This is a genomic window from Streptomyces sp. BE20 (assembly GCF_036322525.1).
Lineage (GTDB): Bacteria > Actinomycetota > Actinomycetes > Streptomycetales > Streptomycetaceae > Kitasatospora.
The window spans coordinates 15,621-40,992 of the sequence record NZ_JAQYWW010000683.1 but is presented as its reverse complement, the minus strand read 5'-3'; the positions used below and the strand labels follow the sequence as shown (position 1 = coordinate 40,992).

Sequence of the window (25,372 nt, the reverse complement as noted above, 5' to 3'; positions counted from 1 at the left end):
GAGGGGGGTCAGGAAAACGAGAGACCGAAGGCGTCACCCCCGATGGGATTCACGAGTCACCCCACCCTCCCCTGGAGCGAGCTGCGCCGCCGCCTGACCGGCGGCCGGCCCGGCCCGGCGGGTGGCGACGTCGTCCCGCTGCGCCGCGATCCTGAAACCGCCGGACCCGCCGGACCCGCCGGACCCGCCGGACCCGCCGGCCCGGCCCCTGACTCCGCCCCTGCCCCCGCCTGGGCCGAACTGCACGTCCATTCCGCCTTCAGCTTCCTCGACGGCGCCAGCGACCCCGAGGCACTGGTCGCCGAGGCCGCCCGGCTGGGCGTCGAGGCGCTCGCGCTCACCGATCACGACGGCCTCTACGGAGCGGTCAGACTCGCCGCGGCGGCCCGTGAGGCGGGCGTGGCCACCGTCTTCGGCGCGGAACTGACGATCGGTCACGAGAGGGGGCGGGTCGAACACCTCCTCGTCCTGGCGCGCGACCCGGAGGGCTACCGCCGCCTGTCCGCCGCCATCGGGGCGGCCCAACTCGCGGGCGGGGCCAAGGGGAAGCCGGCCTACGACTTCGCGGCTCTCGCGGACGCGCACGACGGCCACTGGGCGGTGCTCACCGGCTGCCGCCTCGGCCGCGTCCCCGCCGCCCTCGCGAGCACCCCCGCATCCCCGGCCGCACCCGCCGGTTCCGGCACCGGCGGCGGTCCTGCCCCCGTCCCCACCCTCCTTCCCGGCTCCACCCTCCTCCCCAACTCCACCCTCCTCCCCGGCCCCGGCCCCGGCCCCGGCCCCGACGCCGGCGGGGCCGAGCGTCAACTCCGCTCGCTCGCCGAGGCGTTCGGCCGCGACAACGTCCACGTCGAACTGATCGACCAGTGGCTGCCCGGCGACGACCTGCGCAACGACGCCCTCGCGGCCCTGGCCGCCCGGCTGGGCCTGACCACCGTCGCCTCCACCAACGCCCACCACGCCGGCCCCGCGCAGGGCCGTCTCGCCCAGAGCCTCGCCGCACTGCACGAGCGCCGTACGCTCCCGGAGGCGGCGGGCTGGACGCAGGCCGCCGGCACCGCGCACCTGCGCTCCGGCCGCGAGATGGCCGCCAGACTGGCCCGCTTCCCCGGCGTGCGGGAGGCGACCGTGGACCTGGCCCGTGCCTGCGCCTTCGACTTCGCCAAGCTGGATCCGGAACTGCCCGGCTACCCCGTCCCGTCCGGCCACACCGAGATCAGCCATCTGCGCGCGCTGGTCGCCGAGGGCGGCCCGGCCCGCTTCGGGCCCGGCAACGGCCCGGCCCGCCGTCAGCTCGCCCGCGAGCTGGACGTCATCGAGGATCTCGACCTGGCCGGATACTTCCTGATCGTCCACGACATCGTCGACTTCTGCCGCCGGGAGGGGATCTGGTGCCAGGGGCGCGGTTCGGCGGCCAACTCGGCGGTCTGCTTCGCGCTCGGGATCACCGCCGTCGACCCGGTCCACTACCGGCTGCTCTTCGAGCGCTTCCTCTCCACCGCCCGCGACGGGCCGCCCGACATCGACCTGGACATCGAGAACCGCCGCCGCGAGGAGGTCATCCAGTACGTCTACCGCCGGTACGGGCGCGAGCACGCCGCCCAGGTCGCCAACGTGATCACCTACCGCCCCCGGCTGGCACTGCGCGACGCCGCCCGGGTGCTCGGCTACCCGCAGGGGCAGGTGGACGCGTTCAGCCGGCAGGCCGACTTCCGCTCCCCGCCCGGCGCGGACGCCGTGGTGCCCGCCGACGTGCTCTCCCTCGCCGGACAACTCCACGGTCTGCCGCGCCACCTGGGTATCCACTCGGGCGGCATGGTGCTCACCCGGGAGCCGATCGCGGAGATCTGCCCGACCGAGTGGGCCCGGATGCCGGGGCGGTCCGTGCTGCAGTGGGACAAGGAGTCGGTGGCCGGCGCTGGACTCGTGAAGATCGACCTGCTCGGTCTCGGCATGCTCGCGGCCCTGCACGACGCCTGTGACCTGGTCGAGCAGCACCACGGCCGGCGCTACGACCTGGCGACCGTCCCGGACGACGACCCGGGCGTGTACGCGATGCTGCGGCGGGCCGACACGGTGGGTGTCTTCCAGGTCGAGTCGCGCGCCCAGATGGCCACCCTGCCGAGGCTCAAGCCGGACCACTTCTACGACCTGGTGGTGGAGGTCGCGCTGATCCGGCCCGGCCCGATCCAGGGCGGGTCCGTCCACCCGTACCTGCGCCGGCGCGCGGGGGTGGAGCCGGCCGGCTGCCCGCACCCGCTGATGGAGAACGCGCTCGGCAAGACCCTCGGGGTGCCGCTGTTCCAGGAGCAGATGATGCAACTGGCCATCGACTGCGCGGGGTTCACTCCCGCCGAGGCGGACCTCCTCCGTCAGGCGATGGGCGCCAAGCGCTCGCACGAACGCGTGGCCCGGCTGCGCGAGCGGCTGTTGGGCGGGATGGCCGAACGCGGCATCCCGGAGGAGGTCGCCGAGGACGTCTACACCAAGATCGAGGCCTTCTCCAACTACGGCTTCCCGGAGTCGCACGCGATCAGCTTCGCCTACCTCGTGTACGCCAGCGCCTGGCTCAAGTACCACTATCCGGCGGCCTTCACCTGCGCGCTGCTGGCCAACCAGCCGATGGGCTTCTACTCGTCGCTCAGTCTGATCGCGGACGTCCGGCGGCACGGCGTCCGGGTGCGCGGGGTGGACGTCAACGCCAGCGGGTCCCGGCCCACCCTGGAGCCGTACCGGGGGCCGACGCCCGCGCCGCCGCTGACCGCGGGCACGCCGCAGCCCGCGATCCGGCTCGGCCTGGACACCGTACGGGGCATCGGCGCCGCGCAGGCCGAGGCGGTCGCGGCCGGGCAGCCGTACACGGACCTGGAGGACTTCGCCCGCCGGACCGGTCTGCCCGCACCGGCCATGGAGGCGCTCGCCTCGGCGGGCGCGTTCGGCTGCTTCGGGTTGAACAGGCGGCAGGCGCTCTGGGCGGCAGGGGCGTTCGCGGGGGTCTCGGCGGATCTCATCCCCGGGACGACGCCCGGCACCGAGGCGCCGCCGCTCCCCGGGATGACCCCGATCGAGGAGACCATCGCCGACCTCTGGGCAACCGGCACCTCCGCGACCAGTCACCCGCTCCAGCACCTGCGCGACCACCTGGAACGCGGCGGCGCGCTCACCGCCGCCCAGCTCCCGGACGTGGTGCCGGGTTCGGCGGTGGTGGTCGGCGGGCTGGTCACCCACCGGCAGCGTCCGCCGACGGCGGGCGGGGTGCTCTTCCTCAGCCTGGAGGACGAGACCGGGCTGATCAACGTCATCTGCAGCCGGCCGGTCTGGGAATCGCAGCGCCGCGCCGCCCTCGACCGGGCCGGCCTGCTCGTGTACGGGCACGTCGAGCGCGACCGGGGCGCCACCAACCTGGTCGCCACCCGGCTCACCCCGCTGCGGATCGGCATCTGAGACGCCGTGGCCCGGCGGAGGCCCCGGGCCCCCGGACCCGCCGCCTCCGCAGCGGTGCGGGCGGGTGCAGGTGGTGCTTGCGGTGCCGGGTTCAGCGCCCCGGACGGTTCGGGTGACTCACGCGGCTCGCCAGGCGGCGGCGAACTCCTCGACGCCGGGCCAGCGTTCGGCCGGATCGGCCGCCGTGGCCCGCTCCAGCACGGCGAGTCGGGCCGGGCCCCCGCGCCAGTCCCGTTCCTCGTCGCCGGCATCGAGCAGGAGCCGCAGGGCACGGCCCAGCGTGAACACCGTGGTGCGGGCGTCGATCACCGCGCCGCGCCGGAACTCCTCCGGCGCCATGAACCGCTTCGAGCCCGGCAGCCGGTCCACGTCGACGGTGAACGGCCCCGGGCGGTACTCGTCCAGGTCGCACAGGTGCAGCCGGTGCCGCGCGAAGTCGTACAGCAGGCAGCCGTCGTAGAAGTCGCAGGCGACGAACCCGGCCCGGGCGACCGCCAGATGCGCGTCCAGGACGGTGTCCAGGGCCTCCGCCACCAGGGGCACCGGCAGGGAACGGAAGCGGGCTGTCGGGCTCGCCGGGTCGGTCCGGACGGCGGCACCCCGGCCGCCGTCCGTCGTCGGGTGGTACAGCACCTCGCCGTCGCGCCACGGCATCACCACCGCCGGCAGCCCGGCGGCCGTGAAGCGGTGCAACTGCGGGACGATCGCCTCGTGCCGGACGGCGGCGTGCAGTGCGGCGGCCCGCTCCATCGACGCCACCGCGCGCTCCGTCACGGCGGCCTTCACGAACCAGCGGGCCCCGCCGGGTTCCACCACCCCGTACGCCACGCAGCCGGAGTCCTGTGCGGTGAAGGAGGCGAACACCGTTCCCACGGAACGGAGATGGGACAGGAGGTCGGGGACCGGCGGCGAGTCGAGCATGGCGCGAGCCTACGCCGCGCACGAACGGAGTGCCTCCCGTTTCATGCCATGATCGGTCCCATGAACTCGACCCAGTCGGCCGCCGCCCGCCGGACACCGATCCTGGCCCGGGCAGGCGTGCTGCTCGGGGCCGTCGTGGCGGTGGCCGGCTGCGGAAGCACCTCGGTGACCGGGGCCGGCGGGGGAGCGCCCGGCCCGGCGCGCACGATCGGCGCCGCGCCGTCCTCGGCCGCGCCCACCGCTTCGGCTGTCGCCACCCCGGCTGCCACCGCCCCGGCGGCGAGCGCCCGGCCGACCGCCTTCCCGCTGGTCACCGCCGATGCCCTTCCCTCCGGTGCCGTGCCCCCCGGGCCGTCGACCCCTGCCCCCGTCTGTTCCCCCGAGGGCGTCTCGCCGGCCGTCGGCGAGGTCGCCGCGGCGATGGGCCTGCGTGTCATGTCGATCCGGCTGACCAACTGCGGGACCCGCTCCTACACCCTCAACGGCCGTCCCGGAATCCGCGTCCTCGACGCCGAACGCGCGCCCCTCGCGGTGACCGTCGGCAGCGGTTCGGCGGGCATCGCGACGCTGGAGAACTTCGACGCAGCCGCGAAGCCGGTCACCCTCCGGCCCGGGGAGACCGCCGAGTTCCAGGTGGCCTGGCGCAACACCGTCACCGCGGGCGACAGGGTGGCCGACCACGGCCGCTTCCTGGACGTCGCCCCGCTGCCGGGCCGCCCCCGTCTCACCGTTCCCGCCGAGCTCGATCTGGGGACCACCGGCAAGCTCGGTGTCTCCCCCTGGACCAAGTCGGCCGAGACCGCCGCGCGGACGCCGGACCGGCGGCCCGGACAGTCGGCCCCGTGACCCCGTGACCCCGTGACCCCGTGACCCCGGGGCGGGCCCGGCAGGGTCGCGCCGTCGTGCCCCTCAACGGCCCTGCGGTGGAGCCGACATGGCGGTGTGCAGATAATCGGGGATGGCTGAACAGTACCTCTCCGCATACGCGGTCGACGCGGACGCCCTCCTCTCCCTGGTCGGATCCCGGGACGAGGACCTCGTCCGGCAGGCCCTCGGAAGGATCGAGGACCTGACGGCGGCCGGTGCCCTGCTGCGGGGCACCGAGCCCGCCGAGGTCCGAACGGCGCTGCGGGAGCTCGTCACCGGGCGTCTCGATCCGGACCGCCCGGCGGGCTACACCTGGCTGCTGGAACTCCTCGGCCCCACGGTCGGGGAGCCGCTCGGTTCGATCGTCCTGCCCGGTCGGGGCTGGGACGAGCTGACGGGGGCCTTCGTCGCCTGGGGGCTGCCGGCCCTCGCCGAGCTCTGGGGGCGGCCGTGGGCCTTCCCGCGGGCCGAGGCGGCGCCCGACGATCCGTGGCCCTTTCCCACCTTCGCGGAGCCGGGGGCCCTCGCCGCCGTCCTCGCCGAACTGGCCGGATTCGACACCGGCCGGATCCACGACGACGTCGAGCTGCTCCCGGGCGGTGACGAGGACGCGATCGAGGAGGTCGAGGCACTGGTCGGAGAGGACCTGCCGGCCTGGGTCGACGGGGCGCTCGGCGCGGGCCGGGGCCTGCTCCTCGTCGGCGACGGCGGCAGGTGACCCGGGCCCCGTCGCCCGGGGACGTCACCGGCGCGGCGCAGTCGTGGGGGGTGTCTGCGCCGCGCCGGAGTTCTTCTCTCAGCCGTCCGGAGGTCGTTCCCCGGGGCTCAGAAGGCGGGCCGGTCGTTGAGTTCGACGATCCGCAGGTCGACGAGGCGGACGACGTACCAGACGTGCCGGCTCTCGCCCCCGCTCCAGAACTCGGTGAGCCGGACGGAGGCGAAGCCGAGTTCCTCCTTCACCTGCTGGGCGGACCAGTCCGCCGGGACGTTCTGGGCGCGGAACACCGGGTCGGCGTCGTGATCGTGCGCCCAGGCGTCGAGCCGGAAGTCGAGGTGCGGGGTGAGGTAGCGCTCGCGGACGGCGCGCGGGGTCTCGCCGCTCTCGCCGAGGACCGCCCGACGGTACTCCTCGAAGAAGGTGACCACCCGGTGGGCGGCCGGAGTACCGGCCCGCACCTCCGCGTGCGCGGCGGCGGCCGTGCCCGCGGGCGGCGCGAACGCGGCCTGGGCTGGTGTGGCGGCCAGGCCGCCCACCGCGAGGAGGGCGGCGGCGCCGGCCAGGACGGTACGCATGGTGTTCATCCGAGTCATGGCGGCAGTCCATCATTCGCCGACGAACTCTGGATATCGCCGAAACGTGTGGTTTAGACCGATTGCGCCTTGATATGGCGCATCATCATGTTATTTACCGGGGTGATGATCCCGCTTTTCGGCCCTCCCCGGGCGGCCCCGCGAAGGCCTGGGCGATCGGCAGCCAGGTCTCCGCCGCGTCGCCGGTGGTCGTCAGCGAGAGGTCGTCGCGGTGCCGGCGCCGGGTGACCAGCAGGCAGAAGTCCAGGGCGGGCCCGTCGACCCGGTCCGCCGCCCCGGCCGGGCCCCACGTCCACACCGTCCCGTCCGGCGCGGTGAGTTCCACCCGCACCGGGGACTCCGGCACCGGCAGCCCGTGCACCGTGAACGCGAACCCCCTGGTCCGGATGCCCAGGTGCGCGATGTGCCGCAGCCGCGCGGTCGGCTCGCGGACGGCACCGAGCGCGTCCGCGACGTCCTGCCCGTGCGCCCAGGTCTCCATCAGGCGCGCGGTCGCCATCGACGGGGCCTTCATCGGCGGGCCCAGCCACGGCAGGCGCGTGTCGGCCGGCACCGCCGCGAGGGCCTCCGCCAGCCGCCCCCGCCCCGACCGCCAGCGGGCCAGCAGGGCGGCCGGATCCTCGGCGGCTCCGCGGGAGGCGCCGTCCTCGACCGGGTCCGCGCCGGCCGCCAGCAGTTCGCCGAAGACCCGGCCGGACTCGGTGACGAAGCCCTCGGGGTCGCGGGCCGCCCGGTCCGACCAGTCGTCCGTCCAGGCGAGGTGTGCGATCTGGTGCGCGATCGTCCACCCCCGGGCGGGGGTGTCCGCGGCCCACTGTTCCGGCTCCAGTCCGGCGACCAGCCCGTCCAGCACCTCGCTCTCGGCCCGCAGGTCGGCCAGCAGTCCGGTCAGCACGGCCGACCCCCCGGGAGTGTTCGGTTCCGTCATGGATCTTCCCTTCGCACCTGTGGCCACCCTGGTAGTGACTCGCCGGTAACCTCGCGCCCGCACCCTACGCCGTGCCGCCCGGGCTCGCCCGGAACTCCACGGAACACGCACGCCGAAGGCGCGTCCCGACCCCTCCTCAACGCCCGGACCCCGTGTGAGAATCACGCATGACCGCCACGACCGCCGTCACCGGAGCCCCCGACGACCTCGCCGCACGGGCCGCCGAGCTCGTGCGGGACGCCGTGCTCGGCGACCTCGCCCGCCGGGTGGTGGCCGACTGCGGCGCCGACGTCGGCCTGGTCGGCGTGCCGGAACCGGGTGCGCCCGGCCGGGGAGCCCGCGGGCGCGGTCCCGCGGGCATGGTGCTGCGGCACTGGGCCGGCACCAGGGCCGACCTGTTGCACGGCCTCGCCGTCCCCGCCGGGACCGGCCTCGGCGGCCGGGCGCTGGCCGAGCGCGCCCCCAGCTGGGTGCCCGACTACCGGGCCGCCACCACCATCTCGCACCACTACGACGCCGCCGTCATCGCCGAGGACCTGTACGCGATGCTCACCGTCCCGCTGCTGCACGGCGGTGCCGTGCACGGCGTGGTGTACGCGTCGCTGCGTGCGGTCGTCCCGTTCGGGGACGTCCGGATCGCCGCCGTCGGCAGGCTGGCCGAGGCGGCCACCAGGGCGCTGGCCGGGGCCGCCGCCTGGAGCGGCCCCCCGACCCGGAAGGCGCCCCGGGCGGCGGCCCCCGCGACGCCGTTGACCCGGCGCGAGCACGAGGTGCTCCGCTGGGCGGCGACCGGCCGGACCAACCCGGAGATCGCCGCCCAGCTCGGCCTCACCTGCAACACGGTGACCGGCTACCTGAAGAGCGCCATGCACAAGCTGGGTGTCCGCAACCGCACCGAACTCGCCCTGGCGGCGCGCGAGTCGGGCCTCCTGGACGCGAGCTAGTTGACCTTCCGATCCCGCCCCGCCCAGTACGGCTCGCGGAGCCGGAACTTCTGCAGCTTGCCGGTGGTCGTGCGCGGCAGCGTGTCCCGGATCTCCACCGAGGTGGGTGACTTGTACCCGGCCAGGCGCTCCTTGCAGTGCGCGATGAGCTCCGCCTCGTCGGCCTCGGCGCCCGGCTTGAGCACCACCAGCGCCTTGACCGTCTCGCCCCACCTGGCGTCCGGGACGCCGATCACCGCGGCCTCGCCCACCGCGGGGTGGTCGTAGAGGCAGTCCTCCACCTCGATCGAGGAGACGTTCTCCCCACCGCTGATGATCACGTCCTTCTTCCGGTCCGAGATGGTCAGGTAGCCGTCGACCAGGGTGCCGCCGTCGCCGGTGTGGAACCAGCCGTCCCGGATCGCCTCGGCGGTGGCCGCCGGCTGCTGCCAGTAGCCGTCCAGCACCACGTTGGAGCGGACCAGGACCTCGCCCTGGCCGTCCACCCGCACCTGGTTGCCGATCGCGGGCGAGCCCGCCTGCACCAGCTTCTCGGCCCGCTCGGCGGCGGGGAGAAGGTCCCACTCGGCGCGGGAGCGGTTCACCGTCACCACCGGCGAGGTCTCGGTCAGGCCGTAGATCTGCATGAACTCCCAGCCGAGTTCGGACTCGACCCGCTGCACCACCGAGGTCGGCGGCGGCGCCCCGGCCACGATGATCCGCACCCGGTCCCGGCCGGGGACCGGACCGTCCCAGTCCTCGGCCGCGTCCAGCACCATCTGCACCACCGCCGGCGCGCCGCAGAGGAAGGTCACCCCGTGCCGGTCGATCCGGCGCAGGATCTCGGCGCCGTCCACCTTCCGGAGCACCACGTGCTGCGCGCCCAGCCCGGTGAGGGAGAACGGCAGGCCCCAGCCGTTGGCGTGGAACATCGGCAGGGTGTGCAGGTAGACGTCCCGGTCGCCGGCCCCGAAGTGCAGTCCCATCAGGACGGCGTTCAGCCAGATGTTCCGGTGGGTGAGCTGAACGCCCTTGGGGCGGGCGGTGGTTCCGCTGGTGTAGTTGACGGTGGCGGTGTCGTTCTCGGAGATCGCGTACCGGCGCGGCGCGTTGTCGAAGTCGTACAGCAGGGCGTCGCTGTCCGCACCGATCACGAACTTGTGCTTGGCGACCACCCCGGCCAGCGGGTCGGCCAGTTCAGGGTCCACCAGCAGGACGGAGGCGCCGCTCTGCTCGACGATGTACGACACCTCCTCCGCCTTCAGGCGGAAGTTCACCGGCACCAGTACCCGGCCGTGGCCGCTCACGCCGTACATCGAGGTCAGCAGCCGGGCGGAGTTGTGCGACACGACGGCGACCCGCTCGCCCGGGCCGACCCCGAGCCGGTCCAGTCCGGCGGCCTGTGCCCGGGCCAGCCGCGCAACCTGACGATATGTCAGATCGCCCCAGGATTCGGCCGGTTGGAGCGGCTCGTCGACGATGCCGACCCGGTCGCCGTAGACCAGCTCGGCCCGGTCGAGGAAGTCCATCACGGAGAGTGGAATCTGCATGCGCCCACTGTCCTCCGCGCGTCGCGCCCTGCACACCCCCGATCGGGGGTGTCACCCGTACGGGCGCCCGCGCCGAACCGCCGGCCCGTCCGGCCCCCGCGCCCGCCGCGTCGCCGTCCGGCATCAGGCCGGTGCGGCCGCCTCGTCGGCCGCGACCGAGGCCACTCCCTGCCCGGGAGACGCGCCCTGTGCGAGGGTTTCGGCCTCCGCGGCCGCGATCGCGGCGACCAGCCGGTCCCGGGCCTCGTGCTGCGCGGCGATGCGGCGTTCCAGCACGGCCAGCCGCTCCCGGGCGATCCGCAGCGCGCCGGCGATCGGCGTCTCGATCGCGCCGGGTGCCACCGCCACCACCCGGATGCCGCGCGGCGCCAGCTCCACCGCCCAGCTGCGGGTGATCGTGTCGATCGCGGCCTTGCCCGCCGCGTACACCGAGTTCGTCGGCCAACCCCGTTGGCCGACGGCGGTGCTGACGTTGACGATCACGCCCCGGCTCTCCGTCAGCGCGGCGAGGGCGGCCTGGCCGAGCAGGACGGGGGCGGTGAGGTTGGTGGCGAGGAGCGCGCCGACGCCCTCCGCGGGGTAGTCGCCGAGCGGGCCGGGCGGGGCGATGCCGGCGTTGTTGACCAGGACGTCCAGTCGCCCGAACCGCTCCAGCGTCTCCCGGACGATCGCCTCCGGCCCGTCCGGCGCCGTGATGTCCACCGCCAGCGGCACGATCCGGCCCGGCGCGCGGCTCGCCGTCTCCGCGAGCGGTTCGGCCCGCCGCCCGACCGCCACCACCCGGACCTCCGGCCCCTGCGCGGCGAACGCCCACGCCGTCTCCTGCCCGATCCCCGTCCCCGCCCCGGTGACCACGACCACCCGGGGGTCCTGCCGCACTGCCTCACGTGTCCGCGTCGTCCCGTTCATGGCGCAACCTTCCGACCCTGCCGCCTGCGTCAAGGTCAAGGGCGCCCGAACCGGAAGACCGATATCCGGTTGCTGAGCCGGCGGCGAAAACACCCGGGAGGAGGAACGGCGCGCTCCGCACCCCTGCTAGGAAGGGTCACGACACACCGACCCACGGGGGAGTACCGCTGATGAGCGACCACCGCTCCGACAGCCTCGACCGTTCCGACAGCTTCTACGACGCGATCGGCGGCCTGGACGCCCTTCGCCGGCTGAGCAACACCTTCTACCGGGGCGTCCTCGCCGACCCGCTCCTCGCGCCGGTCTTCGCGGACTTCACGCCCACCCACATCGAGCACGTCGCCGTCTGGCTGGCCGAGATCTTCGACGGTCCGGACCGCTTCACCACCGACCTCGGCGGTCACCAGTCCCTGCTCCGCTCCCACCTCGGCCTCGCCATCACCGAGGAACAGCGCACCCGCTGGGTGGAGCTCATGGCCGAGGCCGTCGGGAAGGAACTGCCCGACGACGAACTCCTCCGCCGCCGCGTCCTGGAGTACTTCGACTGGGGCACCAGGATCGCCAAGGACGTCTCCGCCTCCCCGGCCGGCACCGACCTCGGAGACCCGGGCCCCACCCCTCGGTGGGGCTGGGAGGGGCTCCGGTGACGACCGTGCTCGGCGGGCCGGCGGCCGACGGGCTCGTCCTGCGCCCCTTCCGGGCGGAGGACGCCCCGGCCCTGGTCGAGATCTACCGGGACGCGACGCTGCGGCACTTCACCCGGTTCCCGGTGGCCGACCTCGACGGGGCCGCCCGCTGGCTCGACGCGCAGGAACGCGGCTGGGCGGAGGGCACCCGGTACAGCTTCGCCGTCCTGGCGGGCGGGGGCGGCGCGGAGGGTTCCGGCGGCCCCGGCGGCCCCGGCGGCCCGGCCGGGACGTTGCTCGCCAACGTGGTGCTCAAGCGCGGCGAGCGCGGCAGCCCCGTCTCCGAGGTGGGCTACTGGACGGCCGCCGCCGCGCGCGGCCGGGGTGTGGCTCCGCGCGCGCTGGAGGCGCTCACCGGCTGGGCGTTCGAGGTGTTCGCGGCGGACGGCCTGGTCCGGTTGGACCTGCTGCACCAGGTGGACAACCCGGCGTCCTGCCGGGTGGCGGAGAAGACCGGCTACCGCTACCGGGCGCTCCTCCCGGCGTTCCCCCCGTTCCCGCTCGACGGCCACCTGCACAGCCGCCGGGCGCCCGGGTCGGCCTCCGATCCCACCGCTCCCGTCGCCGGTCCGGGGAGCGGCCCGGATTAAGCGCTGGACCGGGAGGAAGATCGAGGTCAGAGTGGCCCTCATGGCTTCTCTTGTGCGACATGTGACGATCGATTGTGCCGACGCCTACCGCCTCGCCCAGTTCTGGGCGCAGGTGCTGGACGGCAAGGTCGGCGACGACGACAACCCCGGTGACCCGGAGGCCCTGGTGGTCTCGTCGGGTGTCTCGCTGCTGTTCATCCAGGTGCCCGAGGGCAAGACGGTGAAGAACCGCATCCACCTCGACGTCCAGCCGCAGGACCGTACCCGGGACGAGGAGGTGGAGCGCGTGCTCGCGCTGGGCGCGACGCTGGTCGGCGATCACCGCACGCCCGACGGCAAGGGCTGGGCCACGCTCGCGGACATCGAGGGCAACGAGTTCTGCGTCGAGCGCAGCGCCGCCGAGCGGATCGCGACCGAGTCGTCCACCGCCACCGCCTGACCGCAACACGGCCCGGCCCACGGCCTGATTCCACGGCCTGATTCCACGGCCGCCCGCCGGATCTCACGAGATCCTGCGGGCGGCCGTCCGGCGTGCCGCGCCCGGCGCGGCCTCCGGGGGACCGGACCCCGGCCTTCGGAGACCCGGGTCAGCCCACCTGGATCGAGCGCTTCGCCAGTCCGTTCCAGAACCCGTCGATGACCGTGCGCTGACTGCCCAGCTCGCCCTCGCCCGCGCCGAGCGTGACGAAGAGCGGCGCGAAGTGCTCGGTCCGCGGGTGGGCGAGCCGTCCGGCCGGGGCCTTCCGCTCGAAGTCGAGCAGTGCGTCGAGGTCCTGCGCCGCCAGCGCGCGCCGGCCCCAGTCGTCGAACTCGGCCATCACCGAGGTGACCCGGCCGTCCTGGCTGAGCGCCCGCAGGTTGTGGGTGAAGAAGCCGCTGCCGACGATCAGGACGCCCTCGTCGCGCAGGGGCGCGAGCCGGCGGCCGATCTCCAGCAGCCGCTGCGGGTCGAGGGTGGGCATCGAGACTTGGAGGACGGGGACGTCCGCCTCGGGGAACATCTCGACCAGCGGCACGTACGCGCCGTGGTCGAGGCCGCGGTCCGGGATGTCCTGCACGGGGGTGCCGGGGGCGCGCAGTAGCTTGCGCACGCGCTCGGCGAGCTCCGGTGCGCCGGGAGCGGCGTACCGGACCCGGTAGTAGTGCTCGGGGAAGCCCCAGAAGTCGTAGACCAGCGGTACGGGCAGGACGGCGCCGAGGGCGAGCGGGGCCTCCTCCCAGTGCGCGGAGACCATCAGGATCGCCTTGGGGCGCGGCAGGTCGGCCGACCAGGCGGCCAGCTGGCCGGGCCAGATCGGGTCGTCGGCGAGCGGCGGCGCGCCGTGCGACAGGTAGAGGGCGGGCATGCGCTCGGGGGCCGCGGTGCTCATGACGTCTCTTCCTCTGCTCCTCGGGCGGGTGGTCGGGCGACCGGCTAGTAGTTCAAATTTGAACTCCGACACTTTAGACCGTACACCGTCGTTCGAATTTGAACAACAGGAGTACGATCCATTCATGCCCTCCACGTCGTCCGCACCCTCCGCGCCCCCCGCGCCCTCCACGCGCCCGCCGAGCGAAACCCGCTGGCTGGACGACGAGGAGATGGCAGCCTGGCGGGGCTTCGTCACCGCGAGCAACCTCCTCAACCGCCGCCTGGAACGCCAGCTCAAGGAGGACTCGGGGCTCTCCCACACCCAGTACGAGATCCTGGTCCACCTCTCAGCGGCGCCGGCCGGCTCGCTGCGGATGACCGAGTTGGCGGACAAGCTGGTCACCTCCAAGAGCGGACTGACCTACCAGGTCACCCAGCTGGAGCGGATGGGCCTGGTCGGACGCCGCTCCTGCCCCAGCGACGTGCGCGGGGTCTTCGCCGAACTCACGGAGGAGGGGCACGAGATGCTGCGCGAGGCCGCCCCCGGCCACGTCGCCCTGGTCCGGGAGCTGCTGATCGACGTCCTCAGCCGGGAGCAGCTCACCGTCCTGGCCCAGGGCCTCGGCCAGGTCAGCGCCCGGTTGCGGCTGGACGAGGCACTCTGAGGGCTCACCGCCCCGCCCGCCCCTCCGCTCCGGCCCCGCCGGACTCCGCCCCGCCGGACTCCGCTCCCGCTCCCGCTCCGCCGAACGTGCCCGTCGTCCCGGAGGTGTCCACCCCGGTAGCCGCAGCCCTTGCCGACAGCAGCTCCCGCTCCCGTGCGTTGCGGGTCAGGCCCGCCGCGCGGGTGAACTCCGCCCGGGCCTCCGCGCCGCGCCCCAGGCGCGCCAGCAGGTCGCCCCGCACGCTCGGCAGCAGGTGGTACCCGGCCAGTGCCGGTTCCGCCATCAGCGCGTCCACCACCTCCAGCGCGGCGGCGGGGCCCTCGGCCATCGACACGGCCACCGCCCGGTTCAGTTCCACCACGGGGGACGGCGTGATCGCCATCAGCCGCGCGTAGAGGGCGGCGATGGTGGCCCAGTCGGTGTCCTCGTACCGCGCGGCCTGCGCGTGGCAGGCGGCGATCGCGGCCTGGACCGCGTACGGCCCGGTGCCGGCCCGGCGGAGGGCGGCGAAGCCGCGCCGGATCAGCAGCCGGTCCCAGCGGGCGCGGTTCTGGTCGGCCAGCAGGACCGGTCGCCCGTCCGGCCCGGTCCGGGCGGCCGTCCGGGAGGCCTGGAGCTCCAGCAGGGCCGCCAGGCCGTGCACCTCGGGCTCCTCGGGCATCAGCCCGGCGAGGACCCGCGCCAGCCGTAGCGCGTCCTCGCAGAGCCCGGGCCGGAGCAGGTCGTCCCCGGCGGTGGCCGCGTAGCCCTCGTTGAAGATCAGGTAGATGACCTCCAGGACGGAGGAGAGCCGCGCCGCCCGCTCCGCCCCGTACGGGACCTCGAACGGGACCCGGGCCTTCGCCAGGCCGCGCTTGGCGCGCACGATCCGCTGGGCGACGGTCGCCTCGGGGGCGAGGAAGGCGCGGGCGATCTCCGGGGTGGTCAGCCCGCCGAGCAGCCGCAGGGTCAGGGCGATCCGGGCCTCCGCCGACAGCACCGGGTGGCAGGCGGTGAAGATCAGCCTCAGCAGGTCGTCGTCGATGTCGTCCGGCCCGGCGGGCTCGGGCGGCGGGACGTCCTCCAGCGTGCGCCCGACCTCGGCGAGTTTGCGCGCGTAGGTCTCCCTGCGGCGGACGAGGTCGATCGCCCGGTGCTTGGCGGCGGCCGTGAGCCAGGCGCCCGGGCGCTCCGGGACCCCCGACTCCGGCCACTGCTCCAACGCGGCGACCAGCGCGTCCTGGGCCAGTTCCTCCGCGATGCCGACGTCGCGGACGATGCGGGCGGCACCGGCGATGATCCGCGCCGACTCGATCCTGAAGACCGTCTCGACCATCGCGGCGACGCCGGCCCCGCCGGCCGTACCCGCCCCGCCGGCCGGGCCGACCGCGTCCGCCGCTTCCGTCGGGCCGGCCGCGCCGGCCCCGCTGCGCTCCGTCACGGTCACCCATCAGAGCAGCCGCACCGGACCGGGGCAAACGCGGCCACGACCCGTCCGATCGTCCGACGATCAGGCCTCCGGAGGCGTGGCGGCCTCGTCGATCTGCCGCAGTTCGGCACCCACCGTCCAGTTCACCGGATGGGTCTCCAGGAAGCGCCTGGTCCACTCCAGCGCCTCGGCCTTGTCCTTGCACTGGAGGAGTGCGTAGCCGCCCACCACCTCCTTGGTCTCGGTGAACGGCCCGTCGGTGTAGCTGAGCTTCCCGCCCTCCCAGAGGACCCGGGTGCCCTCCTCGGTCGGCAGCAGCCCGGCGGTGTCCAGCATCACCCCGGCCTTGGTGATCTCCGCGAACAGCGCCCCCATCCGCTCCTCGAACCCGGGGTCCGGCTCGGCCTGGCCGGGGCCGTCCTGCTCGTCGATGCGGATCAGTGTCATGAAGCGCGGCATGGTGGCTCACTCCTCGTCGATGCGGGCGGGGCGTCTCCCCGCCTCTCACCCCTGCGTCGAACGGGCAGCGGCCGGATCGACACCCACGCCGAGATTCTTCCGAGAGATGTCCGGCCCGGCCACCGGGCTCCGCCGCCTCCCGCACTCGTGATGCCGGGCCGGGCCCGGCGGGGTAGCGTCGCAGACAACACCTCTCCCGGCCCGCCGGCTGCTGCGCCGGACGCCGTCCCGTGGTGCCCGACGACGTCGTTCCGCCGTGTCGGTCCACGCCGCAGCACGTCCCCCGGTGGTGCCGAGCCCGTCCTTCCCCCGGGCCGCGTCCTCCAGGAGCTGATGTGAGCAACGACCCCGCCGAAGCCGCCGCGACGGGCGAAGCCGGCGAACCGCTCGAACCGGGCCCCATCGACTACGTCATCATCCAGTTCCCCGGCAGCCGGCTGACCGGCGAGGGGATGCCCCTGCTGGTCGACCTGGTCGACCGCGGCATCATCCGCATCCTCGACCTGACCTTCGTCAAGAAGGAGGAGGACGGGTCGCTGGTCGGCCTCGAACTCGCGGACGTCGACGGGGACGGCCGGCTCGACCTGACCGTGTTCGAAGGCGCCTCCTCCGGGCTGGTCGACGAGGAGGACGTCGCCGAGGCGGGTGCCCTCCTCGAACCGGGCGACTCCGCCGCCGTCCTCCTCTACGAGAACCTCTGGGCCGCTCCGCTGGCCGCCGCGCTGCGCCGGACGGGTGCCCGGATGATCGCGAGCGGCCGCGTGCCGCTCCAGGACCTCGTGGAGGCGCTGGACGCGCTCGAAGAACTCCGCTGACACACCGCCCGCCGTACTGCACCACCTCCGTCCCCACGTCCGAAGGAGGAGACCATGCCCGGATTGCTCCGCGGGGTCGCCCGTACCGCGGTTGTCGCCGGTACGGCCACCGCCGTCTCCAACAGGGTGTCCCGCCGCCAGGCCGGCCGGTGGGCCCAGCAGGAGCCCGCCCCGGCTCCCGCTCCCGCGGCCCCACCGCCTGCGTCCCCGCCGGCCGCCGCGTCCTCCATGGAGGAGAAGCTCGACCAGCTCAAGGAACTCGCCACGCTCCGTGACCAGGGTGTCCTCACGGACGAGGAGTTCGCGGCACAGAAGGCCCGCGTGCTCGGCAGCTGACGCCCCGGGCCCACCTGCGCGGCGGCGAGTCGCTCCTGGTGACGGCGGGTGGGTGCCACGCGGAAAACGGCTCGCCGAACGACCCCTTCCGTGGAAGCATGCGCTCTATGGGGACGATCCTGCACGGCACCCACGTCACACTCCGCTCCGCAACGGCCGACGACATCCCGGCCCTCGTCGCCGTGCGCCGCACACCCGAGGTCTACGCCCGCTGGCGGGGTGGTGACGACCTCACCGACGCCGTCACCACCGACCTCGCCGAACCGGGCACCGAGACCCTGGTGATCGAGGCGGAGGGGCAGACGGTCGGAGCCGTCCAGTGGTACGCCGAGAACGACGACGAGTACCGCCACGCGGGCATGGACATCTACGTCGACCCGGTCTGCCACGGCCGGGGGTACGGAACGGACGCCGTCCGCACCCTGGCCCGTCACCTCGTCGACCACCACCACTACCACCGGCTGATCATCGACCCCGCGGCCGACAACGCGGCGGCGATCCGCTGCTACGAGAAGGTCGGATTCCGCCCGGTCGGGACGATGCGGCAGTACGAGCGCGGGCCCGACGGGACGTGGCACGACAATCTGCTGATGGACCTGCTGGCCGACGAGCTCGTCCAGTGACTGCCCGCCCCGCCACGACCGAGCGCCGGTGCCGCCGTCGGGACGACGGCGGTCCCTCGGCGCGCCCGCCGCGGCGTTCCCGGCTCCCCTACTCCCCGCTGCGGAGCGGCTCGCCCGTCCGGTGGAGGTGGGCGAAGATCTCCCGGTAGGAGCGGAGCAGACCGGTCTCGTAGTACGGGATGTCCTTCTCCGCGCAGAACTCACGGGTGAGCTGGGCGGCGCGGGCCAGGGCGGGGGTCGGCATGCTGGGGAAGAGGTGGTGCTCGACCTGGTAGTTGAGGCCGCCCATGAGCGCGTCGATGGTGAACCCGCCGCGGACGTTGCGCGAGGTGAGCACCTGACGGCGGAGGAAGTCGAGCTTCATCTCGGGCGTCACCATCAGCATGCCCTTGTGGTTGGGGGCGAAGACGCACCCCAGGTAGATGCCGAGCAGCGCCTGGTGGACGGCGAGGAACGCGAACGCCTTGCCGGCCGGGAGAGCGGTGAAGACGAGTCCGAAGTACGCGGCGAAGTGCAGGACGAGCAGGGTGCCTTCGAGGTACGGGCGCTTCATGATCGGGCTGCGGAGCGCCCGGAAGCTGTTGAAGCTGAGGTTGAGGCCTTCGAGGGTGAGCAGCGGAACGAAGAGGAAGGCCTGCCGCCGGCCGATGAACCGGGCCACCCCGCGGGCCTTGCGGGCCTGCTGCTGGGACCACACCACGATCTCCGGGTTGACGTCCGGATCCCGCTCCTCGTGGTTCGGGTTGGCGTGGTGGCGGGTGTGCTTGTTCATCCACCAGCCGTAGCTCATGCCCATCAGCAGGTTGGCGGCGATGCGCCCGCCGAACTCGCTGTGGAGGCGCTGGTTGAACACCTGGCGGTGGGCGAGGTCGTGCGAGAGCAGTCCGAGCTGGGCGAAGACGACGGACATCACCGCCGCGAGGCCGAGCTGCAGCCAGGTGTCGCCCAGCGCGAAGAGCGCCCACCAGCTGCCGGCGAACGCGGCCAGCACCACGCCGATGCGCACCGTGTAGTAGACGGGACGTCGGTCGAGCAGCCCCTCGGCCGCTATTCGGCGGGTCAGCTGGGCGAAGTCACTGCCGCCGGACTCGGGCCGGGAGGCGTCCCGGTGGACGGCGGGGACTTCGGGCAGGGTCGCGGACTCAGCGCTCATGGCGAGAAGTCTGGTCGGTGGGGGGCCCCGGGAGAACCGGAGTAACCCCCCTCCTCAGGGGGGAGTTAACCCCCCTTCGGGCCCTGGGGTTGTCCTGCTCAAGTACCCTTCGTGAAGGGGGGACGTGGTGGGGGGTCCGTGGCGGTCGCCGTGGGCGGACGAACCGTGGACTGACTAGCCGGGAGCCGGGAGCCTACAGTGCCCGTGAGCAGTGCCCGGTGGCCGCCGTGGCCGCGTGCCGATCTCCTCACCTGGCTTCGGGACGGCCTGGTGGCCGCGCGGCGCGGCCTGGCCGTGGCCCTGCTCTCCCAGCTCGGCGCCGTGCCGCTGCTCGTGCTCTCGGTCGTGTCGCTGGGGCTGCTCCCGCTGGGGGTCGGCTTCATCACCCTGCCGATCGCGCTGTTCGCCGTGCGCGGCCTCGCCGACCTGCACCGGCGGTTCCTCGGCAGTTGGTGCGGCGTGGCCATACCCAGCCCCTACCGGCCACGCGAGGGCGACGAGTTCGAGCTGCTCGACGTGCCGAGCAGCGTGCGCTACTGCCGGCTGCTGCTCACCGACCGGTCGACCTGGCGGGACCTTCTCTGGCTGCTCGTCGACGTCCCGGTCGGCCTGCTCCTCGGCCTCCTGCCCTGCTGGCTGATGATCTACGGCATCCACGGCGTGGTCGCCACCCCGCTGTTCTGGCCGCTGATGGACCCCGGGTACGGGTACGGGCTGATCTGGCCCGTGGACAGCACCACGGCGGCGCTGCTCTCGTTCTTCCAGGGGACGGTCATCCTGCTCCTCGGGTTCTGGAGCGCGGAACGGCTCCTGCGTGCGCACAGCCGGATCACGCGCAGGCTGCTCTCCCCGACCGCCGAGGCGTACCTCTCACGGCGGGTCGCGGAGCTGACCGAGACGCGGTCGGCGGCGGTGGACGCGCAGGCCGCCGAGCTGCGCCGGATCGAGCGGGACCTGCACGACGGCGCCCAGGCCCGGCTGGTGGCGATCGGGCTCAAGCTCGGTCTGGCGTCCCAGATGTTCCGCAAGGATCCGGACACCGCGTACCGGCTGCTGGCCGATGCCCGTGCGGCCAGCGCCCAGGCCCTCGCCGAGCTGCGGGACCTCGTCCGCGGCATCCACCCGCCGGTCCTCGCCGAGCGCGGCCTCGACGGTGCCGTCCGGGCGCTCGCCCTCGATCTGCCGATCCCGGTCCAGGTCGACATAGACCTGCCGGGGCGGCCGGAACCGCCCGTCGAGTCGGCCGGCTACTTCGCCGTCGCCGAGGTCCTCGCGAACGTGGCCAAGCACAGCGCCGCCGGCTCGGCCTGGATCCGGCTCGGGTACGCCGACGGCCGGCTCCGGCTGGTCGTCGGCGACGACGGCGGCGGGGGTGCGAAGGTCCGCGAGGGCGGTGGACTGGACGGTCTGCGTCGACGGCTCGCGCCCTTCGACGGGACCCTCGACCTGCACAGTCCGGTGGGTGGCCCCACCACGGTGACGATGGAGCTGCCATGCGTGTTGTGATCGCCGAGGACCTGGCGCTGCTGCGGGAGGGCATCACCCAGCTGCTGACGCTCAACGACTTCGAGGTGGTCGCGGCGGTGGACGACGGCCCGAGCCTGCTGACGGCGCTGCTGGAACACCGCCCGGACGTCGCGGTCGTCGACGTCCGGCTCCCGCCGACCTTCACCGACGAGGGGTTGCACGCGGTCACCCGGGCCCGGCGCGAACTCCCCGACCTGCCCGTGCTGGTGCTGTCGCAGCACGTCGAGCACCTCTACGCCCGGGAGCTGCTCACGGACCACCGGGGCGGCATCGGGTACCTGCTCAAGGACCGGGTCTTCGAGGTCAGCGAGTTCGTCGATGCGGTGCGGCGGGTGGCCGCGGGTGGGACCGCGATGGACACCTCGGTCATCTCCCAGCTGCTGCAACGGAACTCGACGAAGGACTCGATGCGGTCGCTCACCACCCGGGAGCGTGAGGTGCTCGCGCTGATGGCCGAGGGGCGCAGCAACGCGGCGGTGGCCCGGGAGCTCTGCATCACGGAGAAGTCGGTGAGCAAGCACACCAACAACATCTTCGGAAAGCTGGGCCTCGCGCAGTCGGGCGACGACAACCGGCGGGTCCTCGCCGTCCTCGCCCACCTCAACTTCTGACCTCCGACCACCGCCGGAACCCCTCCGAGCTGCCTTTTCGGGCTGACCTTTCGGGCTGATCCGGGGGGCCTGAGGGCAGGCCGGAGGGCCCGGTCGGCGTCGGCCGGGCCGGGGTTGACTGGCGCTCCGGGGCTCCATCACCCTTCCACTAATTCATTAGTGGAAGGGTACTTTGCCCATGCTCCCGTTCCTCTCCCTCCTCCGGTCCCGCCTCCGCCGCCCCGGGTCGTCGGTGCGGTCGTCGGTGCGACTGTCTGCCCGGTCGTCGGCGCCGCGGCCGGCCTGGGCACCGGCCTGGGCGCTGGCGGGCCTCTTCGCCGTCCTGTACGGCTGCGTCGCCGTCAACCGGCACCGGCGCATGCTCACCCAGGCGTACGACCTGGGGATCTTCGAGCAGGCGGTCCGCGCGTACGCCCACGGTGAGGCGCCGGTCGTCCTGCTCAAGGGGCCCGGCTACCACCTGCTCGGGGACCACTTCCACCCGGTGCTCGTCACGCTGGCCCCGTTCTACCGGGCGTTTCCCGGCGCCGTGACGCTGCTCGTCGCACAGGCGGTGCTGATGGCGCTGGCGGTCGTGCCGCTCACCTGCTGGGCGTACGAGGTGGGCGGGCGGCGGGTCGCGCTGACCGTCGGGGTGCTGACAGGGGCGTCCTGGGGGATCGTCAACGCGGCCGCCGACGACTTCCACGAGATCGCGTTCGCCGTGCCGCTGCTCGCGTTCGCGGCGACGGCGCTCGGGCGAGGCCGGCCCGTGGCCGCGGCGCTCTGGGCCCTGCCGCTGGTCCTGGTGAAGGAGGACCTCGGGCTGACCGTCGCGGCCTTCGGGGTGCTGATCTTCCGGCGGGCACCGCGCGCGGGCGGCGGTCGGGCGCTGGGGTTCGGCGTGGCGCTCCTCGGGGTCGCCGCCACGGCACTGACCGTGCTGGTGGTGCTGCCGTCGTTCAATCCGGACGGCGGCTTCGACTACTGGCGCCAGCTCGGTTCCGGCGGTACCACCACGGCGCCGTGGGCGCCGGTCGCCCGCCTCGGGTGGCCGCCGCTGAAGTGGCTGCTGCTGTTCCTGCTCGCCGCGACCGCGGGGTTCCTCGGGCTGCGCTCGCCGCTCGCGCTGCTCTGCGTGCCCACCCTCGCCTGGCGGCTGCTCGCCGACAACCCGCACTACTGGGGGGTGGGTTACCACTACAGCGCGGTGCTGATGCCGCTGGCGGTGGCGGCCCTGGTGGACGCCCTGGGCCGGGCCGGGCTGCCGGGCCGGGCGGATGCGACCGCCCCGGAGGGCGCCCGGGACGGGTCCGGCGCCCCGGGGGCGGCGGAGGTGCCGGGGCCGGTCGAGGTGCCGGGAGGTGCTGCGGACGCCGCGGAGCCCGGCCGGGTCCGCCGCGTCCGCAGCGCCCGGCGGGCCCTGGCGGTCGGTGCGCTGGTCGCGGCCGTGACGTTCCCCGCCTTCCCGCTGCACGAGGTGGTGATGCCCGAGACCTGGCAGACATCGCCCCGGCTCGCGCAGGCCCGGGCGATGCTCGCCCGGATACCCGACGGCGCCACCGTCGCCGCGTCCAACCGGCTCGCCGCGCAGCTGACCGGGCGGGCGACGGTCGCCCTGGTCTGCCGCGAGCCGGCGCCGGTGCCCGGTGTGTCGGGGTCCGGTGCGCCGGCGCCCACCGGGCCGCAGTGGGTGGCCGTCGACCTCACGGACCCGAGCGTGCAGGCGCCCTGTGCCGTCGATGACACCAGGCGCATGCTCGGCCGCTACGAGCGGGAGGGCTACCGGCCCGTCGTGGACGGCGGCGGCCTGCTCCTGCTGAAGCGCCCGTAGCCTCCGGCGACCCCCCTGGTTCGACTTGACCGCGGTGGTGCGGTGCGCCACCATTCCACTATTGAACTAGTGAAAGGGCGATGCGAGTGTGATCGAGTACCGCATCGAGCGGCGCAGCGGCGTCTCCACGTACCAGCAGATCGTGCAGCAGACCAAGCAGGCGCTGCGGCTCGGGATGCTCCAGCCGGGGGACAAGCTGCCGACCGCGCGGGAGGTGGTCGAGCAGACCGCGATCAACCCCAACACGGTGCTCAAGGCCTACCGCGAGCTGGAACGCGAAGGGCTGGTCGAACCCCGACCGGGACTCGGCACCTTCGTCCGCCGCTCCCTCGCCCGACCGGAGGCGGCCGCCGACGGTCCGTTGCGCGCGGGACTGGTCGGGTGGGTCGACGAGGCCCGGGAGGCCGGGCTCGACCGGGAGGACATCGACGCCCTGATGGCCTCCGTACTGGAACAGCGCTTCGAGACCGGGGTCGCCCCGGCGGCGCCGAACAAGGAGGGCGGGGGGACCGCATGACATCCGAGGCCGACAGCCGACCGGCGGTCGAGGCCGTGGGGCTGGGCAAGCGCTACCGGGGGGACCGGTGGGCCCTGCGGGACTGCGCCTTCACCGTCCCGGCCGGCCGGATCTGCGGGGTGGTCGGCGCCAACGGGGCCGGAAAGAGCACCCTGTTGACGCTGGCCGCCCGTCTGATCAAGCCCACCGCCGGGGAACTGCGGGTCCTCGGCGAGCCGTCGGGCACCCCCGAGCTGCGGACCCGGGTCGCCTACGTGACCCAGGAGAAGCCGCTCTACCCCTCCTTCACGGTGGCCGACACCCTCCGTCTCGGCCGCGAGCTGAACCCGCGCTGGGACGAGGACGTGGCGCAGAAGGTCGTGAACCTGGGGGAGTTGGACCATCGGGCGAAGGTCGGTGCGCTCTCGGGCGGCCAGCGGACCAGGGTCGCGCTCGCCGTCGCCCTCGGCAAGCGCGCCGACCTGCTCCTGCTGGACGAGCCGATGGCCGACCTCGACCCGCTCGCCCGGCACGAACTGATGGGCGCCCTGATGGCGGAGGCGGCCGACCGCGGCACCACGATCCTGATCTCCTCCCACATCCTGCCCGAACTCGACGGCGTCATCGACCACTTGCTCCTGATGCAGTCCGGTCGCATCCGGCTCGCCGGCGACCTGGAGGAGATCCTCGACGGCCACCAGCTACTCACCGGTCCGGCCGGGTCCGCCCAACTCCCCGACGACCTGGCCGTGGAGAAGCGCGTCCGGGGGCGTCAGGTCACCGCGCTGATCCGCACCGGGGAGGTGGTGGCGGGCCCGTGGGAGGCGACCCGGCCGAGCCTGGAGGAACTGCTGCTGGCCTACCTCCGCACCCCGATCGCCGACCGCCCCGGCACCACCACGCGCACCGCCGGCTCCGCAGAGCCCGACCGAGGGGCCGCCGCATGAGCACCAGCCTGTTGAGCGGCCGGGCCGCCCAGGGGTCCGCCGACGGCCCGACGGGCCCGACCCGTCCCGCGCGCCGACCGACCGGCCTCCTCTGGCTGGCCCTCCGGCAGAGCCGGTCCGCGATCCGGGTCACCGCCGCCCTGCTCGTCCTCGCCACCGTCGTGCTGCTCGCCATCCACTTCGTCGTCCAGGACCGGGCCGGAGTCATGGAGCAGAGGGGCTGCCTGGACTCGTCCTTCTGGGGGGAACGCCAGTGCTGGCCCCTGATCCAGCGCATCGACCTCGCGGCCAGGGTGTTCACCGATCTGGTCCAGCCCGCCGTCTTCGCGCTTCCCGTCGTGCTGGGCATGTTCCTCGGGGGGCCGCTGCTCGCCCAGGAGTACGAGCGCGGCACGATCCGCCTGGTGCTGGCGCAGTCCGTCGCTCCGCGTCGCTGGCTCGCGGCCCGGCTCGCCGTCGCCGGGCTGGTCGTCCTGCCGGCCGTCGGGGTGTTGTCCCTGCTGACCACCTGGGTGTGGTGGACCGACGTCATCCACGGTCCGGCCGGCTTCGACCCGCCGTTCCAGACCTCCACCTACCCCGCGCTCGGCCTGGCCCCGTTCGCCTGGTCGCTGTTCGGCCTGGCGCTGGGGGTGCTGGTCGGGGAACTGGCGCGCCGGACGGTCACCGCCGTGCTGGTGAGCGGGGTGCTGATGGTGTTCGCGAGCGTCGTGATGCGGCTGGTCCGGCCGTACCTCTGGCCGGTGGTCGACGCCGTGGTGCCGTACGACGAGTCCATGGGCGGCTTCATGCAGCCCACCAACGCCTGGCTGGTCGAGCGGGGCATCGTCCTGCCGGACGGCACGAGGGCCCCGGACGGGTACTGCGTGGCGAGTTACGAGTGCGACGAAGCGGTCGGCGCCTGGGGGCACTACCACCCGGTCTCGCACTTCGTCCCGATCCAGCTCGTCGAGACGGGCATCCTGGTCGTGCTCGCCGTCATCGCCCTCGCCGTGGTGTTCCGGCGGATCGCCAGGGCCTCGGGCTGAGGTCCGGGCCA

At 73.9% G+C, this 25,372-nt stretch carries 26 protein-coding genes; 17 read left to right on the top strand and 9 right to left on the bottom strand.

Going from position 1 to position 25,372, the window contains the following annotated elements:
• The first annotated feature begins 42 nt into the window (after positions 1 to 42).
• Positions 43 to 3,444: an error-prone DNA polymerase gene (locus PUR61_RS15010; protein ID WP_329879336.1), complete on the top strand. Its 3,402-nt coding sequence runs from the start codon at positions 43 to 45 to the stop codon at positions 3,442 to 3,444.
• Between the two features lie 117 nt (positions 3,445 to 3,561).
• Here the strand turns inward: PUR61_RS15010 and PUR61_RS15005 are convergent, their stop codons facing one another.
• On the bottom strand, positions 3,562 to 4,365 hold the full coding sequence (locus PUR61_RS15005; RefSeq protein ID WP_329879335.1) for a serine/threonine protein kinase: 804 nt from the start codon (positions 4,363 to 4,365) through the stop codon (positions 3,562 to 3,564).
• Between the two features lie 60 nt (positions 4,366 to 4,425).
• Between PUR61_RS15005 and PUR61_RS15000 the strand changes: the two genes are divergently transcribed.
• Together PUR61_RS15000 and PUR61_RS14995 are read left to right on the top strand one after the other, a co-directional pair.
• A complete protein-coding gene (locus PUR61_RS15000; RefSeq protein WP_329879334.1) occupies positions 4,426 to 5,211 on the top strand; it encodes a DUF4232 domain-containing protein in 786 nt (261 codons plus the stop codon).
• A 112-nt stretch (positions 5,212 to 5,323) separates the two neighbouring features.
• Positions 5,324 to 5,950, top strand: coding sequence for a DUF7691 family protein (locus tag PUR61_RS14995; RefSeq protein WP_329879333.1), 627 nt, complete (start codon positions 5,324 to 5,326; stop codon positions 5,948 to 5,950).
• Between the two features lie 107 nt (positions 5,951 to 6,057).
• Here PUR61_RS14995 and PUR61_RS14990 read toward each other — a convergent pair whose 3' ends face one another.
• Complete coding sequence (locus PUR61_RS14990) at positions 6,058 to 6,543, bottom strand: hypothetical protein (protein ID WP_329879332.1); 486 nt, start codon at positions 6,541 to 6,543, stop codon at positions 6,058 to 6,060.
• 94 nt (positions 6,544 to 6,637) lie between these two features.
• Positions 6,638 to 7,471 carry a TIGR03084 family metal-binding protein gene (locus PUR61_RS14985; RefSeq protein WP_329879331.1) on the bottom strand — a complete coding sequence of 278 codons (834 nt, stop codon included), beginning with the start codon at positions 7,469 to 7,471 and terminating at the stop codon, positions 6,638 to 6,640.
• A 167-nt stretch (positions 7,472 to 7,638) separates the two neighbouring features.
• On the opposite strand from PUR61_RS14985, the gene PUR61_RS14980 reads away from it, so the two are divergent.
• Positions 7,639 to 8,415 carry a helix-turn-helix transcriptional regulator gene (locus tag PUR61_RS14980; RefSeq protein WP_329879330.1) on the top strand — a complete coding sequence of 259 codons (777 nt, stop codon included), beginning with the start codon at positions 7,639 to 7,641 and terminating at the stop codon, positions 8,413 to 8,415.
• Here PUR61_RS14980 and PUR61_RS14975 read toward each other — a convergent pair.
• Entirely contained in the window at positions 8,412 to 9,944 is a 1,533-nt protein-coding gene (locus PUR61_RS14975) for an AMP-binding protein (protein WP_329879329.1), read from the bottom strand. The genes PUR61_RS14980 and PUR61_RS14975 overlap by 4 nt on opposite strands.
• 123 nt (positions 9,945 to 10,067) lie before the next feature.
• Positions 10,068 to 10,853 (bottom strand): SDR family NAD(P)-dependent oxidoreductase, encoded by a 786-nt coding sequence (locus tag PUR61_RS14970; RefSeq protein WP_329879328.1) that lies wholly within the window; start codon positions 10,851 to 10,853, stop codon positions 10,068 to 10,070.
• Between the two features lie 170 nt (positions 10,854 to 11,023).
• Between PUR61_RS14970 and PUR61_RS14965 the strand changes: the two genes are divergently transcribed.
• From PUR61_RS14965 to PUR61_RS14955, 3 genes are read left to right on the top strand one after another with little or no spacing between them, the layout of a single operon-like run.
• Positions 11,024 to 11,500 carry a group II truncated hemoglobin gene (locus PUR61_RS14965; protein WP_329879327.1) on the top strand — a complete coding sequence of 159 codons (477 nt, stop codon included), beginning with the start codon at positions 11,024 to 11,026 and terminating at the stop codon, positions 11,498 to 11,500.
• Entirely contained in the window at positions 11,497 to 12,129 is a 633-nt protein-coding gene (locus tag PUR61_RS14960; RefSeq protein ID WP_329879326.1) for a GNAT family N-acetyltransferase, read from the top strand. Before PUR61_RS14965 ends, PUR61_RS14960 begins: the two co-directional genes overlap by 4 nt.
• 40 nt (positions 12,130 to 12,169) lie before the next feature.
• Complete coding sequence (locus tag PUR61_RS14955; RefSeq protein ID WP_329879325.1) at positions 12,170 to 12,568, top strand: VOC family protein; 399 nt, start codon at positions 12,170 to 12,172, stop codon at positions 12,566 to 12,568.
• A 148-nt stretch (positions 12,569 to 12,716) separates the two neighbouring features.
• On the opposite strand, the gene PUR61_RS14950 is transcribed toward PUR61_RS14955, so the two are convergent.
• Positions 12,717 to 13,499 (bottom strand): dioxygenase family protein, encoded by a 783-nt coding sequence (locus tag PUR61_RS14950; RefSeq protein WP_329879324.1) that lies wholly within the window; start codon positions 13,497 to 13,499, stop codon positions 12,717 to 12,719.
• A 124-nt stretch (positions 13,500 to 13,623) separates the two neighbouring features.
• Here PUR61_RS14950 and PUR61_RS14945 point away from each other — a divergent pair, with 124 nt between their 5' ends.
• The gene (locus tag PUR61_RS14945) at positions 13,624 to 14,145 is read left to right on the top strand and encodes a MarR family winged helix-turn-helix transcriptional regulator (protein WP_329879323.1); all 522 of its coding nucleotides are present in this window, start codon (positions 13,624 to 13,626) and stop codon (positions 14,143 to 14,145) included.
• A gap of 4 nt (positions 14,146 to 14,149) precedes the next feature.
• Here the strand turns inward: PUR61_RS14945 and PUR61_RS14940 are convergent, their stop codons facing one another.
• Both PUR61_RS14940 and PUR61_RS14935 read right to left on the bottom strand, forming a co-directional pair.
• Positions 14,150 to 15,460 (bottom strand): RNA polymerase sigma factor, encoded by a 1,311-nt coding sequence (locus PUR61_RS14940; protein WP_329879416.1) that lies wholly within the window; start codon positions 15,458 to 15,460, stop codon positions 14,150 to 14,152.
• A 174-nt stretch (positions 15,461 to 15,634) separates the two neighbouring features.
• Positions 15,635 to 16,012, bottom strand: a complete 378-nt coding sequence (locus PUR61_RS14935) for a YciI family protein (RefSeq protein WP_329879322.1) — start codon at positions 16,010 to 16,012, stop codon at positions 15,635 to 15,637.
• Between the two features lie 335 nt (positions 16,013 to 16,347).
• Here PUR61_RS14935 and PUR61_RS14930 point away from each other — a divergent pair, with 335 nt between their 5' ends.
• From PUR61_RS14930 to PUR61_RS14920, 3 genes are all read left to right on the top strand, one after another.
• Positions 16,348 to 16,827 carry a DUF6325 family protein gene (locus tag PUR61_RS14930; RefSeq protein ID WP_329879321.1) on the top strand — a complete coding sequence of 160 codons (480 nt, stop codon included), beginning with the start codon at positions 16,348 to 16,350 and terminating at the stop codon, positions 16,825 to 16,827.
• Positions 16,828 to 16,881: 54 nt separating this feature from the next.
• On the top strand, positions 16,882 to 17,163 hold the full coding sequence (locus PUR61_RS14925) for an SHOCT domain-containing protein (RefSeq protein ID WP_329879320.1): 282 nt from the start codon (positions 16,882 to 16,884) through the stop codon (positions 17,161 to 17,163).
• 107 nt (positions 17,164 to 17,270) lie between these two features.
• Positions 17,271 to 17,786 (top strand): GNAT family N-acetyltransferase, encoded by a 516-nt coding sequence (locus PUR61_RS14920; protein WP_329879319.1) that lies wholly within the window; start codon positions 17,271 to 17,273, stop codon positions 17,784 to 17,786.
• Positions 17,787 to 17,874: 88 nt separating this feature from the next.
• Here the strand turns inward: PUR61_RS14920 and PUR61_RS14915 are convergent, their stop codons facing one another.
• Complete coding sequence (locus PUR61_RS14915; RefSeq protein WP_329879318.1) at positions 17,875 to 18,939, bottom strand: fatty acid desaturase family protein; 1,065 nt, start codon at positions 18,937 to 18,939, stop codon at positions 17,875 to 17,877.
• A gap of 204 nt (positions 18,940 to 19,143) precedes the next feature.
• Between PUR61_RS14915 and PUR61_RS14910 the strand changes: the two genes are divergently transcribed.
• The 6 genes from PUR61_RS14910 (at position 19,144) to PUR61_RS14885 (ending at position 25,361) form a co-directional block, all read left to right on the top strand.
• A complete protein-coding gene (locus PUR61_RS14910) occupies positions 19,144 to 20,445 on the top strand; it encodes a sensor histidine kinase (protein WP_329879317.1) in 1,302 nt (433 codons plus the stop codon).
• Positions 20,433 to 21,077: a response regulator transcription factor gene (locus PUR61_RS14905; RefSeq protein ID WP_329879316.1), complete on the top strand. Its 645-nt coding sequence runs from the start codon at positions 20,433 to 20,435 to the stop codon at positions 21,075 to 21,077. Before PUR61_RS14910 ends, PUR61_RS14905 begins: the two co-directional genes overlap by 13 nt.
• 244 nt (positions 21,078 to 21,321) lie before the next feature.
• The gene (locus PUR61_RS14900; RefSeq protein ID WP_329879315.1) at positions 21,322 to 22,890 is read left to right on the top strand and encodes a DUF2079 domain-containing protein; all 1,569 of its coding nucleotides are present in this window, start codon (positions 21,322 to 21,324) and stop codon (positions 22,888 to 22,890) included.
• Between the two features lie 88 nt (positions 22,891 to 22,978).
• The gene (locus PUR61_RS14895; protein WP_329879314.1) at positions 22,979 to 23,407 is read left to right on the top strand and encodes a GntR family transcriptional regulator; all 429 of its coding nucleotides are present in this window, start codon (positions 22,979 to 22,981) and stop codon (positions 23,405 to 23,407) included.
• Positions 23,404 to 24,333, top strand: a complete 930-nt coding sequence (locus PUR61_RS14890) for an ABC transporter ATP-binding protein (protein WP_329879313.1) — start codon at positions 23,404 to 23,406, stop codon at positions 24,331 to 24,333. The genes PUR61_RS14895 and PUR61_RS14890 overlap by 4 nt, the downstream gene beginning before the upstream one ends.
• The gene (locus tag PUR61_RS14885) at positions 24,330 to 25,361 is read left to right on the top strand and encodes an ABC transporter permease (RefSeq protein WP_329879312.1); all 1,032 of its coding nucleotides are present in this window, start codon (positions 24,330 to 24,332) and stop codon (positions 25,359 to 25,361) included. The genes PUR61_RS14890 and PUR61_RS14885 overlap by 4 nt, the downstream gene beginning before the upstream one ends.
• Positions 25,362 to 25,372: the final 11 nt, after the last annotated feature.

What these genes read in the sequence shown, in the direction of transcription:
- PUR61_RS15010 (WP_329879336.1), top strand. Translation starts at nt 43, where the DNA reads ATGGGATTCACGAGTCACCCCACCCTCCCCTGGAGCGAGCTGCGCCGC.
- PUR61_RS15005 (WP_329879335.1), bottom strand. Translation starts at nt 4,365, where the DNA reads ATGCTCGACTCGCCGCCGGTCCCCGACCTCCTGTCCCATCTCCGTTCC.
- PUR61_RS15000 (WP_329879334.1), top strand. Translation starts at nt 4,426, where the DNA reads ATGAACTCGACCCAGTCGGCCGCCGCCCGCCGGACACCGATCCTGGCC.
- PUR61_RS14995 (WP_329879333.1), top strand. Translation starts at nt 5,324, where the DNA reads ATGGCTGAACAGTACCTCTCCGCATACGCGGTCGACGCGGACGCCCTC.
- PUR61_RS14990 (WP_329879332.1), bottom strand. Translation starts at nt 6,543, where the DNA reads ATGACTCGGATGAACACCATGCGTACCGTCCTGGCCGGCGCCGCCGCC.
- PUR61_RS14985 (WP_329879331.1), bottom strand. Translation starts at nt 7,471, where the DNA reads ATGACGGAACCGAACACTCCCGGGGGGTCGGCCGTGCTGACCGGACTG.
- PUR61_RS14980 (WP_329879330.1), top strand. Translation starts at nt 7,639, where the DNA reads ATGACCGCCACGACCGCCGTCACCGGAGCCCCCGACGACCTCGCCGCA.
- PUR61_RS14975 (WP_329879329.1), bottom strand. Translation starts at nt 9,944, where the DNA reads ATGCAGATTCCACTCTCCGTGATGGACTTCCTCGACCGGGCCGAGCTG.
- PUR61_RS14970 (WP_329879328.1), bottom strand. Translation starts at nt 10,853, where the DNA reads ATGAACGGGACGACGCGGACACGTGAGGCAGTGCGGCAGGACCCCCGG.
- PUR61_RS14965 (WP_329879327.1), top strand. Translation starts at nt 11,024, where the DNA reads ATGAGCGACCACCGCTCCGACAGCCTCGACCGTTCCGACAGCTTCTAC.
- PUR61_RS14955 (WP_329879325.1), top strand. Translation starts at nt 12,170, where the DNA reads ATGGCTTCTCTTGTGCGACATGTGACGATCGATTGTGCCGACGCCTAC.
- PUR61_RS14950 (WP_329879324.1), bottom strand. Translation starts at nt 13,499, where the DNA reads ATGAGCACCGCGGCCCCCGAGCGCATGCCCGCCCTCTACCTGTCGCAC.
- PUR61_RS14945 (WP_329879323.1), top strand. Translation starts at nt 13,624, where the DNA reads ATGCCCTCCACGTCGTCCGCACCCTCCGCGCCCCCCGCGCCCTCCACG.
- PUR61_RS14940 (WP_329879416.1), bottom strand. Translation starts at nt 15,460, where the DNA reads ATGGTCGAGACGGTCTTCAGGATCGAGTCGGCGCGGATCATCGCCGGT.
- PUR61_RS14935 (WP_329879322.1), bottom strand. Translation starts at nt 16,012, where the DNA reads ATGCCGCGCTTCATGACACTGATCCGCATCGACGAGCAGGACGGCCCC.
- PUR61_RS14925 (WP_329879320.1), top strand. Translation starts at nt 16,882, where the DNA reads ATGCCCGGATTGCTCCGCGGGGTCGCCCGTACCGCGGTTGTCGCCGGT.
- PUR61_RS14920 (WP_329879319.1), top strand. Translation starts at nt 17,271, where the DNA reads ATGGGGACGATCCTGCACGGCACCCACGTCACACTCCGCTCCGCAACG.
- PUR61_RS14915 (WP_329879318.1), bottom strand. Translation starts at nt 18,939, where the DNA reads ATGAGCGCTGAGTCCGCGACCCTGCCCGAAGTCCCCGCCGTCCACCGG.
- PUR61_RS14905 (WP_329879316.1), top strand. Translation starts at nt 20,433, where the DNA reads ATGCGTGTTGTGATCGCCGAGGACCTGGCGCTGCTGCGGGAGGGCATC.
- PUR61_RS14890 (WP_329879313.1), top strand. Translation starts at nt 23,404, where the DNA reads ATGACATCCGAGGCCGACAGCCGACCGGCGGTCGAGGCCGTGGGGCTG.
- PUR61_RS14885 (WP_329879312.1), top strand. Translation starts at nt 24,330, where the DNA reads ATGAGCACCAGCCTGTTGAGCGGCCGGGCCGCCCAGGGGTCCGCCGAC.